Genomic DNA, 11,744 nt, shown 5'->3' with positions numbered 1-11,744 from the left:
CCCGCGGAACGCACCGCCACCCGGACGCGAACCGCCGCAGCCGCGCCGGTCGCCGCTGCGCCCGTCGCGAGCGACAATGCCGCCGATGCCGCGCCGACGGAAGATCTGGCACCGACGGCGGCTCCTGTAATGACGACAGCCGAACCCGCGGCCCAGGCCGCACCGATGCCCAGCGAACAGGCTCAGGCGCCGGGCAGCGAATTTCCTTGGGAAATTGCCGGTGGTGCCGCCGCGCTGCTGATCGTCGGCGGTGCAGGCCTCGCCTTCGCACGCCGCCGCCGCGTCGTTGGCGATCACACCGACAACGTGCCGGTCGCTGCGAGCGAACGCACGGTCACGGCTGCGCCCGCGGTCGGCGAAACCCAGCCGTGGATTACTCCGGCCTATACGGCCGCGCCGCAACCCGCCGCGCAGCGCAGCACCCCGGCCTTCGCCGCCGCGCCCAGCGGCAGCATGGGGCGCCACGAAGCCATGGCTCTGGCGGGTCCGACCCCAGACAATCCCTTTGCCACGCTCAGCAAGCGATTGAAGCGCGCGCGCTTCCTCGATCGTCAGGAACGCAATGCCTATGATGCGACGCTTGCCGCGCAAAAGGATATGACGCGCAAGCCCGTCAGCGCCTGGGAAATTTCGCAGCGCCCGGCCGCCCCCGCAGTGCAGCAACAGGATGTGCGCCGCCCCGAACCTGCCCGCGGCCGCCCGGACCTGCGCCCCGGCTTCGCCCGCAACTGACCGCAGTCCCCTGCCAAAAGGAAGAGGTTCAAACGAAAAGGGCGGCGCCTCGCGGCACCGCCCTTTTCTTTGTCCTGGACCCCGTCCGGACGAACCGGCCGGAACCCGAAAACCGAATTACTTCAGTTCGACGGTCGCGCCGGCGGCGAGCAGCTTCGCCTTCAGCTCTTCAGCTTCAGCCTTGCTGGCGCCTTCCTTGACGGCCTTCGGTGCGCCTTCGACGAGCGCCTTGGCTTCGCCCAGGCCCAGGCCGGTGATCGCACGGACTTCCTTAATCACGTTGATCTTGTTGCCGCCGTCACCCGTCAGGATGACGTCGAATTCGGTCTGCTCTTCAGCAGCCGGGCCAGCAGCGGCAGCGGCCGGAGCGGCAGCAACAGCAGCGGCAGCCGAAACGCCCCACTTTTCTTCGAGCATCTTCGACAGGTCAGCCGCTTCGAGGACGGTCAGCGCCGACAGTTCTTCAACGATCTTTGCGAGATCAGCCATGTTCATTCTCCATCAGAACCGGGATATCCCGGCAGTAAGTTTCAAGGGTTAGTTCGAAATCACGCTGCTTCTTTGGCGGCATATGCGCCAAAAACCCGCGCCAACTGGCCGGCCGGGGCTGCGGCAATCTGCGCAACCTTGGTGGCCGGAGCCTGCACCAGACCAATGATCTTGGCGCGCAGCTCGTCGAGCGAGGGAAGCGAAGCCAGCGCCTTCACGCCATTCACGTCGAGGACCACGTCGCCCATGCCGCCGCCAACGATTTCAAGCTTGTCGTTGGTCTTGGCAAATTCCACGGCGATCTTCGCAGCCGAGACCGGGTCGGTCGAGGTTGCGAGGGCCGTGGGGCCGGTCAGCAGTTCGCTGATGCCGGTGTAGGACGTGCCATCGAGCGCGATTTTGGCAAGACGGTTCTTCGTGACGCGAAAGTCGGCCCCTGCATCGCGCATCTGCTGGCGCAGCACCGTCGACTGAGCGACGGTCATGCCGAGGTTGCGGACGACCACAACAGCAGCAGCTGATCCCAGCGTAGCGTTCAGCGAGGATACGGCTTCGGCCTTTTCCGTACGATCCATGCCTATACTCCACTCATCTGCCCGGATGCCCACGCGCCAAGGCACGCGCGCCGCCGGGCGGCTAACACACGCAAAGACGACCGCGAGCCAAGGCTCGCCTGTCTTTGCGCAACGATGTCCGATGGGGTCGGTCAAGACGCGTCGCCTGATTGCACAGGCGGGCGACCGAAAAAGACTGTTCCCCGTCTCGGCTGGAAATTAAGAAGGGCAAATCCCCTTCACCAACTGTCTCGGACGGAATTGTCACGGGCGAACCCGGGGCAACACGGGGGCGCTAATAGCGTCGATGGCCGCAGAGTCAAGGCCGATAGCGGAATTTCGGCCGCATTCCGGCTTGGCGGACGCAGGCGCGATCGACTAAAGCCTCCGCCATGATACGCATCCGGCCATCGACACCCGCCGACGGCGAACGCGCCGTCGAAATCTGGCGCGACGCCGTCGATGCCACGCACGACTTCCTGTCCGCCGAAGATCGCGCGGCGATCGAAGCCGAAGTGCGGGGCTTCCTGCCCGCCGCATCGCTCTGGCTCGCGGTCGACGCAGACGACCGGCCCATCGGCTTCATGCTGCTCGACGGATCGAGCATGGAGGCGCTGTTCATCGACCCCGCCTATCGCGGCGCCGGAGTCGGACGCGCGCTGGTTATGCACGCGCTCGATCGTCACCCGATGCTGACAACCGATGTGAACGAGCAGAACGACCAGGCCGTCGGCTTCTACGAACGCATGGGCTTCATCCGCACTGGGCGCTCGGACCTCGACGGTCAGGGCCGCCCCTATCCGCTGATCCACTTGCGCTTCGCGCCCGCAACCTGACCGCCCTGCACCTCGACCGGAATTTTACGGCGGGGTCTTGCGCATTGCATCGTAAGATATATCTTAGAGCCATCTGGAATCACTCTAAGGAACGAAAAATGATATTCTATGCAAAAATGGAAGGCCGCGGTTGCGGTGGACGGCATGCGATGCACCGCGGCGGGCGCGGCTTTGGTCACGGATTCGGGCATGGTTTCGGCGGTGGTCGGCGCGGCGGCGGCGGCCGCGGTGAGCGCGGCGGGCGTCAGCGGATGTTCGACAGCGGCGAACTGCGCCTCGTATTGCTCAAGCTCATCGCCGACGAACCGCGCCACGGCTATGACCTGATCCGCCAGATCGAGGACCTTGCCGGCGGTTCGTACGCGCCGAGCCCCGGCGTCATCTATCCGACGCTGACCCTGCTCGACGACATGGGCCTGATCGACGCGCAGCAGAGCGAGGGCGCGAAAAAGCTGTTTGCGATCACCGACGCCGGCCGCGCCGAACTCGACGCCAATAGCGAGATCGTCGAAGCCGCCCTGGCCCGCCTGACCGCGATCGGCGAAGAAACGCAGCGCACGGACCATGCCTCGGTTCGCCGCGCGATGGGCAATCTCCGCCAGGTGCTGATGAACCGGCTCGGCGACCGCGACCTCGACAATGCAGCGCTGCACGACATCGTCGCGCTGATCGACGAGGCGGCGCAGAAGATCGAGCGACTGTGATGGCGGTCAGTGCCACCGCTGCGGTAGCAACTGCCCACGCGAGCAAATATCTCCAGCAACTGTGCAAGCACTGGCAGCATAATCTGGCGGTCGAGTTCACCGCCGACCATGGCACCGTAACCTTCCCCAAGGACGCGCGCGGCGCCGACTGGCCGGGCGACGCGCTGGCAATCTTCGATGCCGCACCCGACGCCTTGTCGGTCCGCATCGAGGCCAGCATCGACGAACAACTGGAAGGGTTGAAGGGCGCGGTCGCGCGCCATCTCGACCGCTTCGCCTTTCGCGAGGCGCCGCTGACCTTCGATTGGCAGCGAGCGGCCTGACCCCAAATCGATCAGCCGACGACGGCGTGTCGCCGGGCGTAGAGGAAATAGACCCCCAGCCCGGCGATGTTCCAGACCAGGAACCACAGCTGCGTCTGTGCTGGCAGGCTCAGGAACAAATAGATGCAGCCGAGCACCGCAATGCCGCCGACCACCCATGGCAGCGGGGTGCGGAAGGTGCGCGGTGCATCGGGAGCGCGGCGACGCATGATCAGCATGCACACCGAAACCGCGGTGAAGGCGGCGAGCGTTCCCGCGTTTGCGAGTGCGGCCAGTTCGCCGAGCGGGATGAACCCCGCAAGCACCGCGACGACCAGCGCGGTGAAAATGGTGATGCGAACGGGCGTCCCGCGCGACGACAGCTTGGCAAGGCTCGCGGGCAGCAATCCGTCGCGCGCCATCGTGAAGAATATCCGGCTCTGCCCATAGAAAAAGGCGAGGATCACGGTCGGCAGCGCGATGATCGCCGACACCGCAAGATATTGCGCGGCGAGCGGACTGCCGAGTTCGCGCAGGATCAGCGCCAGCGGCTCCGGGCTGTTGGCAAAACGGGTGTAGGCGATCGCCCCCACCGCCGCGACGGCAACGGCAATATAGATGATAACGCACGCGAACATCGACCCGACGATCCCGATCTTGAGGTCGCGGTCGGGGTTCTTGGCTTCCTCGGCCGCGGTCGCGATCGCATCGAAGCCGTAAAAGGCGAAAAAGATGATCGCCGCCGCAGCCATCACTCCGCGCTCGACCCCGTCGGGGCCGATATGCTTGGCAAAGCCATAGGGGCTGAACGGTTCGAGATTGGCGGCGTTGAACGCGGGGAGCGCGACCGCGACGAACACCACGAGCGCGACGATTTTCACCAGCACCAGGATCGCGTTGAGCGTCGCGCTTTCGCGCGTGCCGACGAGCAGCAGCCCGGCCACGACGGCAATGATCGCGATCGCCGGCAAATTGACGACGCCGCCAAGTTCGGGCCCCTGCATCAGCGCCATCGGGAAGCCCGCCCACGCCTCCAGCAAAGGCGCGGCATAGCCCGACCAGCCGACCGCGACCGCACTGACGACCAGCGAATATTCAAGGATCAGGCTCCACCCGACGATCCACGCGAGCAATTCCCCGATCACGACATAGCTGTAGGTATAGGCGCTGCCCGAGGCTGGGATCATCGTCGCCATTTCGGCGTAAGCGAGCGCCGCGCAGGCACAGATAAGCCCCGCGATGCCGAATGACAGGATGACCGCAGGACCCGCCTTGTCGGCGCCGACACCGATCAGGGTCAGGATGCCCGTACCGACGATCGCACCGACACCCAGCGCTATCAAGTGCGGCCAGCCCAGCGTCCGCGCCAGCGCCTGCTGCCCTTCGCGTCGTTCCGGAACAATCGGTTTGCGGCGAAACAGGCTATCGGTCATTTGGCGACGCTCCCCATTGTTACTTTATTTCGGCGGTTTGGAACGGATGATGGGCGAAGGCAAGTGTCGGCTTATCCCGCTTGCCGGACGATCCAGCCTGCGCGTAGCGCCAACAGCCCGGCCAGCAGGACGGCGATCGCATAGGCCAGCGGCGGCGACCATAATACGGCATGTGCGCCCAGCACTGCGCCGCCGACCAGCGCGCCCCACAGCCCCAGGTGATACACCCATCGGCGATCGCCCTCGCGGCGCAGGGCATTGGCAATTTTCTGGCCCATCTGGACAAGCGTTCCGGTCATGTAAGTGACGCCGACCACTGACCCATCACGGCCCGCAATTGCGGCGTTGGCGACTCCCATCGCCAACGCCAGTGCCAGGACCGCGCTCCAGAATTCATGGTCCAGCCGCAGCATCGTCGCCGTCGCGAGCAGGATCGTCACGCCGAAAAGAACGATCGGCGTGCGTCTTCGTCCGGCCCATGCACCGGCCAGCGAGCCCAGCACCACCCCCGCGACAAAGACGGTGACGATGATCGCGGCGACCACCGCCGCAAGGGGCCCTTCGGCCAGCCCGACCGCAAGCCGGGTCGAATTGCCGGTCATGAAAGAGACGAAAAAGCCTGCGGATTCGACGAAACCGATCGCATCGACGAACCCGGCGAGGACCGCGACCCCGACGGCGAGCATCTGATGTGCGCGGTCGAAACGGATCACGCGCTTACAGCAACCGCTCGATGGCCTCGGCCAGTTTCGCATCGCGTTCCGACAGGCCATCGGCGTCGTGCGTCGTCAGCAATATGTCGACGCGGTTGTAGACATTCGACCATTCGGGATGATGGTCCATCTTTTCGGCGATGATCGCGACGCTCGCCATGAAGCCGAAGGCCTGCGCGAAATCGTCGAACTTGAACCGGCGGGTGATGGCATCGCGCACGGGTTCGTGCGACCATTCGGGGAAGCGGGCCAGCAGCGCGGTGCGGGCGTCTTCGTCGAGTTTCTGGACCATCTTCTTTTCTCCCGCTGGTCAATGTCGTGCGCTCGCCATAAGGAAGGGCGCGATGAGCGACAAGACCGCCCTCCCCGATTTACCCGTAAAGCTGCCCGAAGGCTGGACCGGCGGCGCGCCCGACGCCGATGCGCTGTTCGCGATGGCCGCGGCCGCGCTGGACACCATGCCCGCCGTTTTTGCGCCGCACATCCAGGGCGTGGTGGTGGTGGTCGAGGAATTTGCCGACGATGCGACGCTGGCCTCGCTCGACATCGAACATCCCTACGAACTGACCGGGCTTTACGAAGGCCGCCCGCTGACCGAACGGAGCATCGACCAGAGCGGGGGGATGCCCGATCGCGTCACCCTGTATCGCATCCCGATCCTCGTCGAATGGATCGAAACCGGCGAGCGGCTCGACACGCTGGTCCGCCATGTGCTCATCCACGAAATCGGCCATCATTTCGGCTTTTCCGACGACGATATGCACGCGCTCGAGGATATGGCGTGAACGCATGGCTGCGGCTGGATGGCGTCGCGTGCATCCGCGGCGATCGGCTGCTGTTCCGGGATCTGTCGCTGGCGCTGGGCCGCGGCGACGCGCTGTGGCTGCGCGGCCCGAACGGCGCCGGCAAATCGAGCCTGATCCGCCTTGCCGCCGGGCTGCTCCGCCCCGCCGCGGGCAAGATCGAACGGCATGAACGGATCGCATTGATCGACGAAGCCTCCGCCCTCGATGCCGAACTGCCGCTGCGCCGCGCGCTCGATTTCTGGGCGCGCGTCGATACCGTTGACGGCCACGCCGTTGACCGCGCGATGGACGAAATGGCGCTCGCCCCGCTCGCCGACGTCCCGGTGGCGATGCTGTCGACCGGGCAGCGCAAACGCGCCGCGATGGCGCGCGTCATCGCCAGCGGTGCGCCAATCTGGCTGCTCGACGAGCCCGCGAACGGTATGGACGATGCGGCGCAGGCGCGCCTGGTCGCCGCAATTGCCCGGCATCGAGCGAATGGCGGTGCGGTGCTGCTGGCGTCGCACTTTACGCTGGGCGTCCCCAACCTAGCCGAACTCGACGTGGGCGCGCTCGTTTGACCGCGCTGATTGCCCTGTTCTGGCGCGACCTCAGGCGCGCGTGGGGCAGCGGTGCCTTGTGGCTGCCAGTGTTGTTTTTCCTGCTCGTCGCGACCGCCTTTCCTTTTGCGGTCGGCCCCGACGCGCCGCTGTTGCGCCGTGCGGGCGGCGGGATGCTGTGGGTCGCGGCCCTGCTCGCGGCGCTGCTGCCGATCGACCGGCTGGTGCGGCCCGACCAGGACGCGGGCGTACTCGACCAGCTGGCCGTGCGCGGTTTTGCCGACGAGGTGATCGCGGCGGTCAAGATCGTCGCACACGCCATCGCCTTTGGCCTGCCGCTGCTGATCGCCCTGCTCCCCGCGGCGGCGCTGCTGGCGCAGGACGCGGCGCGCGTCGAAACGCTTGCGACGGGGATCGCCATCGCTATCCCCGCGCTTGCCTCGCTGGCGGTGCTCAGCGCCGCGCTGACCGCGAACCACAAGGGCGGCAGCGCGATCGGCGGGCTGCTGATCCTGCCGCTCGCCGTGCCGATGCTGATTTTCGGCGCCGGGATGCTCGATCCGTCGGGCCGCGGGGCAATGAAATTGCTAGCGGCGACGAGTTTGCTCCTCACCATGGTCGGCCCGTTCGCCGCGGGCGCGGCGTTGCGGGGGCTGCGCGAGTAGACGTCTCTCTCAATCCCGTTCGCATCGAGCGAAGTCTAGATACCCCTCGGCGTCGCGCTATGTCGATGGGTGTCTCGACTTCGCTCGACACGAACGGACAGAGAGGTTCGTCGGCTAGCGACCGATAGTCGCCCTAACCGACGTCCGTCATCCCGGCGAAGGCCGGGATCTCGCCGGTGCGTAATTCCGAGAGGTTGAGATCCCGGCCTTCGCCGGGATGACGGGTGAGGGAACGCCCACTTCCCACCCCAAATCAGTCACCTCGAAATAGACCCTTTCCTACATTATCCGGCTGTGCCAGCCTCCATCCGTCTCGCGCATTCGGCCGATCGAAACCCAGGCCGGAAAACGCACAAGGCTGACCTTTGCTGAACTTTGGATTGCGACGCGCCCGCCGTCGCTGCCCATAAGAAAAGGGCCGGAGTTTCCCCCGGCCCTTCCCTGAAACATATCGGTGCGTGTCAGGCGCCGGTCACGTCGGCCGTGTCGACCTTGATGCCAGGGCCCATCGACGACGACAGCGCGATCTTCTTGACATATTTGCCCTTCGCGCCCGCCGGCTTCGCCTTGACGATCGCGTCGACAAAGGCGTCGAAGTTCTGGCGAAGCTTTTCCTCGCCGAACGACAACTTGCCAAGGCCGGCGTGGATGATGCCGACCTTTTCGACGCGGAATTCGATCTGACCACCCTTGGCGGCTTTCACGGCTTCGGCGACGTTCGGGGTCACGGTGCCCAGCTTCGGGTTCGGCATCAGGCCCTTCGGACCCAGCGTCTTGCCGAGGCGGCCGACGATGCCCATCATGTCCGGCGTCGCGATGACGCGGCCATAGTCGAGGTTGCCCGCAAGCATGTCTTCCATCAGGTCTTCGGCACCGACCTTGTCGGCGCCGGCGGCCAGCGCCTTGTCGGCATTGTCGCCGCGCGCGAACACCGCGACCTTGACGTCCTTGCCGGTTCCGGCGGGCAGCGTCACGACGCCGCGGACCATCTGGTCGGCGTGGCGCGGATCGACGCCCAGGTTCATCGCGATTTCAAGCGTTTCGTCGAACTTGGCCGAGGCCAGCTCGCGAACAGTCTTGATCGCTTCATCGACGGCGTGAAGCTTCAGCGCGTCAACCTTGCCCTCAAGGGCCTTCTGCTTCTTGGTCAGCTTTGCCATCGGATCAGCCCTCCGTCACTTCGAGGCCCATCGAGCGGGCGCTGCCTTCGATGATCTTCGTCGCCTGTTCGATGTCGTTGGCGTTGAGATCCTTCATCTTGATCTCGGCGATTTCGGCGAGCTTCGAGCGCGCGATCTTGCCACCGCTGATCTTGCCCGGCTCCTTGGAACCCGATTTCAGGTTCGCAGCCTTCTTGATCAGATAGGTTGCCGGCGGCGTCTTCGTGACGAACGAAAAGCTCTTGTCGGCATAGACGGTGATGATGGTCGGGGTCGGCGTGCCCTTGTCCAGGGAATCGGTCGCGGCGTTGAACGCCTTGCAGAATTCCATGATGTTGACGCCGCGCTGACCCAGCGCCGGCCCAAGCGGCGGCGACGGGTTGGCGGTGCCGGCGGGCACCTGCAGCTTGATGTAGCCGCTGATCTTCTTAGCCATGATTGGCCTCCTGTCTTTCTGTCGCCCCGGATGTGATCCAGGACTCAAAATTAGCGGTCGAACAGAAGGGCATCACCCCTTCCTCCCGCGCGGAATCACGCCCGTATCTGACGCGAAGCGGCGCGCATAAGCGCAAACGCCGCAGAAAACAAGCCTTATGCGCCGGGCGCGGGCGGCGTGATGCGCAGCAGCCCTTCCTGCATCGCCGATGCGATCAGCGTGCCGTCGCGGCGATAGATCAGCCCGCGGTTGATCCCGCGACTGCCCCCCGTCCAGTCGCTGTCCATCACATAAACGAACCAGTCGTCGACGCGGATGTCGTCATGGAACCACATCGCATGGTCGAGGCTGGTCGAAAACAGTCCGGGCGTCGACCAGGTGAAGCCATGTGGCAGCAGCGACGAAGACAAAAGCCCCATGTCCGACACATAAGCCAGGAAAGCGCGGTGAAGCAGCGGATCGTCGCCGATCGGTGCCGCGAGCCGATACCATTGATAATGCTTCGTCCCACGCTCGGTCGAGGCCGGACGGACATTGCGCGTCTCGAACGGCCTGAGCCGTGCCATGCGCTCGAGCTGCGCATCGCTGACATTGGGATCGGCCGCCAGATTCTCGACAAGCTCGGCGCATTCCTCGGGCGGCAGCACATCGGGCATCGGCGCCTGATGCGCCGCGCCGGGTTCGGGTGCGTGGAAGGACGCGGTAAGATTGAAAATCACCTTGCCGTCCTGCCGCACGACGACGCGGCGGTTCGCAAAGCTGCGCCCGTCGAAATCGCGGTGGACGCGGAAATGGAGCGGCTTCGCCTCGTCCCCGCCACGCAGGAAATAGGCGTGCAGCGAATGCGCCGTCTTGCCCGGATCGACGGTGCGCGCCGCGGCCATCAGCGCCTGTGCGATCACCTGCCCGCCGAAGATGCGCTGACGGGTCGGCTTGTCGAACGCCGGAAAGGTAAATTCGTCGGGTTCGTCGGCGGGTGCAAGGTCGAACAGCCGCGTGACACCGCGCACGACCTTTTCCGGCGAAAGGCTCGCCTGTATTTCGCGGACGCGATCAAGACGAGCCTGCATCTCTTCGGGAGTGAGGCTCATAAGCGTGATCCGTTGGCTGGGACGCGCCAGCAAAGGCGCGCCGCGACATTATTTGAAGCGTTCGACCTGTTCAAAGTCGAGCTCGACCGGGGTGGCGCGACCGAAGATCGACACCGACACCTTGACGCGCGCCTTTTCGAAATCGAGTTCCTCGACCAGCCCGTTGAAGCTGGCGAAGGGACCGTCGAGCACCTTGACCTGATCGCCGATTTCGTAATCGACGCGGATTTCCTGCTTCGGGCGGGCGGCGGCTTCTTCCTTGCTGTTCAGGATGCGCGCCGCTTCGGCTTCGCTGATCGCCTGCGGCTTGCCCATCGAACCGAGGAAGCCGGTGACCTTCGGCGTGTTCTTCACCAGGTGATAGACATCGTCGGTCATCGTCAGCTTGGCGAGGACGTAGCCGGGGAAGAATTTGCGTTCGGCCTGGACCTTCTTGCCGCGCTTCACCTCGGTCACGGTTTCGACCGGCACTTCGACCGCTTCGACGAAGTCGGTCAGCCCCATGCGCTCGGCTTCGGAAAGCACCGAATCGCGAACCTTGTTCTCGAAACCCGAATAGGCGTGAATGATGTACCAGCGCGCCATAGTTATCCGTATCCTGTCGTGAAAGCCGCGGGCGTTAGCGCGCGAGCGACGTCAGCCAGCTGACGATCGCGTTGAAAACCGTGTCGACGCCGAAAAAGAACAGCGAAAGGATCGTCGTCATGATGAGCACCATGATCGTCGTCTGCACCGTTTCGCGGCCCGTAGGCCATACGATCTTGCGGGCTTCGGCGCGCACCTGATTGATGAACTCAGCCGGGCTGGTCTTCGCCATGTCGATCGTCCTGTCCTAATAACGTCCGTGATCCGGGCCAGATGGGTTGCCGCCGCCCAAGCGTCAAGCGCGCTTTGGGCAATAGTCCGCCCACCCTCCCCGAGCGTGTCGGCGAAAGGCGGAAAGAAAACGGCGCATCTGTCCGAATGAAAGCGGCCTTTACTTGTGCGGCGCGGCGATTGCAAGTGCGGGCGCAAGAGCGGACGAGCGGCCAAGTTCGCGCCGCATGAGCAGCAACAGGCCGACCATGACGATCCAGCTGGCCGTCGGCTGTAGCGCAAAGATCAGATGCAGCTCGCGCGCCGCGGCCGAACCATCTTGCGGGTCGAACCCGACGACATCCAGCGCCGCGTAACTGACCGCGATCGCGGCGGCGACGCCGAATTTCGCCATCAGGTTCACCATCGCGAACAGGAAGGCCGAACGATTGCGCCCGCAACGCGCCGCGTCGCGCGGGATCAGGTCGG

Annotated in this window: 18 protein-coding genes; 7 read left to right on the top strand and 11 right to left on the bottom strand. The window is 65.0% G+C overall.

Annotation, left to right across the window (positions count from 1 at the left end; translation table 11 throughout):
• Positions 1–732, top strand: a 732-nt coding sequence (locus A3E77_RS08460; protein ID WP_293644930.1) for a hypothetical protein, incomplete at its 5' end; no start/stop codon positions are given.
• Positions 733–849: 117 nt separating this feature from the next.
• On the opposite strand, the gene rplL is transcribed toward A3E77_RS08460, so the two are convergent.
• Both rplL and rplJ read right to left on the bottom strand, forming a co-directional pair.
• Positions 850–1,221: a 50S ribosomal protein L7/L12 gene (gene rplL, locus A3E77_RS08455; protein ID WP_293644928.1), complete on the bottom strand. Its 372-nt coding sequence runs from the start codon at positions 1,219–1,221 to the stop codon at positions 850–852.
• 59 nt (positions 1,222–1,280) lie between these two features.
• On the bottom strand, positions 1,281–1,796 hold the full coding sequence (gene rplJ, locus A3E77_RS08450) for a 50S ribosomal protein L10 (protein WP_293645073.1): 516 nt from the start codon (positions 1,794–1,796) through the stop codon (positions 1,281–1,283).
• Between the two features lie 371 nt (positions 1,797–2,167).
• Between rplJ and A3E77_RS08445 the strand changes: the two genes are divergently transcribed.
• From A3E77_RS08445 to A3E77_RS08435, 3 genes are all read left to right on the top strand, one after another.
• Positions 2,168–2,611, top strand: a complete 444-nt coding sequence (locus tag A3E77_RS08445) for an acetyltransferase (RefSeq protein ID WP_293644926.1) — start codon at positions 2,168–2,170, stop codon at positions 2,609–2,611.
• A gap of 98 nt (positions 2,612–2,709) precedes the next feature.
• A complete protein-coding gene (locus tag A3E77_RS08440) occupies positions 2,710–3,315 on the top strand; it encodes a PadR family transcriptional regulator (protein WP_293644924.1) in 606 nt (201 codons plus the stop codon).
• Positions 3,315–3,638 (top strand): DUF2218 domain-containing protein, encoded by a 324-nt coding sequence (locus A3E77_RS08435; RefSeq protein ID WP_293644922.1) that lies wholly within the window; start codon positions 3,315–3,317, stop codon positions 3,636–3,638. The genes A3E77_RS08440 and A3E77_RS08435 overlap by 1 nt, the downstream gene beginning before the upstream one ends.
• 11 nt (positions 3,639–3,649) lie before the next feature.
• Here the strand turns inward: A3E77_RS08435 and A3E77_RS08430 are convergent, their stop codons facing one another.
• The 3 genes from A3E77_RS08430 to A3E77_RS08420 all read right to left on the bottom strand — a co-directional run bounded on the left by A3E77_RS08430 (position 3,650) and on the right by A3E77_RS08420 (position 6,055).
• A complete protein-coding gene (locus A3E77_RS08430; RefSeq protein ID WP_293644920.1) occupies positions 3,650–5,050 on the bottom strand; it encodes an amino acid permease in 1,401 nt (466 codons plus the stop codon).
• Between the two features lie 71 nt (positions 5,051–5,121).
• The gene (locus A3E77_RS08425; RefSeq protein ID WP_293644918.1) at positions 5,122–5,763 is read right to left on the bottom strand and encodes a YoaK family protein; all 642 of its coding nucleotides are present in this window, start codon (positions 5,761–5,763) and stop codon (positions 5,122–5,124) included.
• A gap of 4 nt (positions 5,764–5,767) precedes the next feature.
• Complete coding sequence (locus A3E77_RS08420) at positions 5,768–6,055, bottom strand: 4a-hydroxytetrahydrobiopterin dehydratase (RefSeq protein ID WP_293644916.1); 288 nt, start codon at positions 6,053–6,055, stop codon at positions 5,768–5,770.
• A 52-nt stretch (positions 6,056–6,107) separates the two neighbouring features.
• Between A3E77_RS08420 and A3E77_RS08415 the strand changes: the two genes are divergently transcribed.
• From A3E77_RS08415 to A3E77_RS08405, 3 genes are read left to right on the top strand one after another with little or no spacing between them, the layout of a single operon-like run.
• Positions 6,108–6,548: a metallopeptidase family protein gene (locus A3E77_RS08415; protein ID WP_293644914.1), complete on the top strand. Its 441-nt coding sequence runs from the start codon at positions 6,108–6,110 to the stop codon at positions 6,546–6,548.
• Positions 6,545–7,129 (top strand): heme ABC exporter ATP-binding protein CcmA, encoded by a 585-nt coding sequence (gene ccmA, locus A3E77_RS08410; RefSeq protein ID WP_293644912.1) that lies wholly within the window; start codon positions 6,545–6,547, stop codon positions 7,127–7,129. Before A3E77_RS08415 ends, ccmA begins: the two co-directional genes overlap by 4 nt.
• Positions 7,126–7,773, top strand: a complete 648-nt coding sequence (locus tag A3E77_RS08405; protein WP_293644910.1) for a heme exporter protein CcmB — start codon at positions 7,126–7,128, stop codon at positions 7,771–7,773. The genes ccmA and A3E77_RS08405 overlap by 4 nt, the downstream gene beginning before the upstream one ends.
• A gap of 461 nt (positions 7,774–8,234) precedes the next feature.
• Here the strand turns inward: A3E77_RS08405 and rplA are convergent, their stop codons facing one another.
• From rplA to A3E77_RS08375, 6 genes are all read right to left on the bottom strand, one after another.
• On the bottom strand, positions 8,235–8,933 hold the full coding sequence (rplA, locus tag A3E77_RS08400) for a 50S ribosomal protein L1 (protein ID WP_293644908.1): 699 nt from the start codon (positions 8,931–8,933) through the stop codon (positions 8,235–8,237).
• Between the two features lie 4 nt (positions 8,934–8,937).
• Complete coding sequence (gene rplK / locus A3E77_RS08395; RefSeq protein ID WP_293644906.1) at positions 8,938–9,369, bottom strand: 50S ribosomal protein L11; 432 nt, start codon at positions 9,367–9,369, stop codon at positions 8,938–8,940.
• 155 nt (positions 9,370–9,524) lie between these two features.
• Positions 9,525–10,460 carry an acyl-CoA thioesterase gene (locus A3E77_RS08390; protein WP_293644904.1) on the bottom strand — a complete coding sequence of 312 codons (936 nt, stop codon included), beginning with the start codon at positions 10,458–10,460 and terminating at the stop codon, positions 9,525–9,527.
• 48 nt (positions 10,461–10,508) lie between these two features.
• A complete protein-coding gene (gene nusG, locus A3E77_RS08385; protein ID WP_037516051.1) occupies positions 10,509–11,045 on the bottom strand; it encodes a transcription termination/antitermination protein NusG in 537 nt (178 codons plus the stop codon).
• A gap of 34 nt (positions 11,046–11,079) precedes the next feature.
• On the bottom strand, positions 11,080–11,277 hold the full coding sequence (secE, locus tag A3E77_RS08380) for a preprotein translocase subunit SecE (protein ID WP_137752919.1): 198 nt from the start codon (positions 11,275–11,277) through the stop codon (positions 11,080–11,082).
• Between the two features lie 159 nt (positions 11,278–11,436).
• On the bottom strand, positions 11,437–11,744 hold a 308-nt coding region (locus tag A3E77_RS08375), incomplete at its 5' end, for an MFS transporter (protein WP_293644902.1).

This window comes from Sphingopyxis sp. RIFCSPHIGHO2_12_FULL_65_19 (genome assembly GCF_001830555.1).
GTDB lineage: Bacteria > Pseudomonadota > Alphaproteobacteria > Sphingomonadales > Sphingomonadaceae > Sphingopyxis.
The sequence above is the reverse complement of the archived record's forward strand: the minus strand, read 5'-3'. Positions and strand labels throughout refer to the sequence as shown.

Coding starts and splice junctions, on each gene's coding strand:
- secE (WP_137752919.1), bottom strand. CDS start 11,277: ATGGCGAAGACCAGCCCGGCTGAGTTCATCAATCAGGTGCGCGCCGAA.
- rplA (WP_293644908.1), bottom strand. CDS start 8,933: ATGGCAAAGCTGACCAAGAAGCAGAAGGCCCTTGAGGGCAAGGTTGAC.
- A3E77_RS08430 (WP_293644920.1), bottom strand. CDS start 5,050: ATGACCGATAGCCTGTTTCGCCGCAAACCGATTGTTCCGGAACGACGC.
- A3E77_RS08435 (WP_293644922.1), top strand. CDS start 3,315: ATGGCGGTCAGTGCCACCGCTGCGGTAGCAACTGCCCACGCGAGCAAA.
- rplJ (WP_293645073.1), bottom strand. CDS start 1,796: ATGGATCGTACGGAAAAGGCCGAAGCCGTATCCTCGCTGAACGCTACG.
- A3E77_RS08445 (WP_293644926.1), top strand. CDS start 2,168: ATGATACGCATCCGGCCATCGACACCCGCCGACGGCGAACGCGCCGTC.
- A3E77_RS08440 (WP_293644924.1), top strand. CDS start 2,710: ATGATATTCTATGCAAAAATGGAAGGCCGCGGTTGCGGTGGACGGCAT.
- nusG (WP_037516051.1), bottom strand. CDS start 11,045: ATGGCGCGCTGGTACATCATTCACGCCTATTCGGGTTTCGAGAACAAG.
- rplL (WP_293644928.1), bottom strand. CDS start 1,221: ATGGCTGATCTCGCAAAGATCGTTGAAGAACTGTCGGCGCTGACCGTC.
- rplK (WP_293644906.1), bottom strand. CDS start 9,369: ATGGCTAAGAAGATCAGCGGCTACATCAAGCTGCAGGTGCCCGCCGGC.
- A3E77_RS08390 (WP_293644904.1), bottom strand. CDS start 10,460: ATGAGCCTCACTCCCGAAGAGATGCAGGCTCGTCTTGATCGCGTCCGC.
- A3E77_RS08420 (WP_293644916.1), bottom strand. CDS start 6,055: ATGGTCCAGAAACTCGACGAAGACGCCCGCACCGCGCTGCTGGCCCGC.
- A3E77_RS08415 (WP_293644914.1), top strand. CDS start 6,108: ATGAGCGACAAGACCGCCCTCCCCGATTTACCCGTAAAGCTGCCCGAA.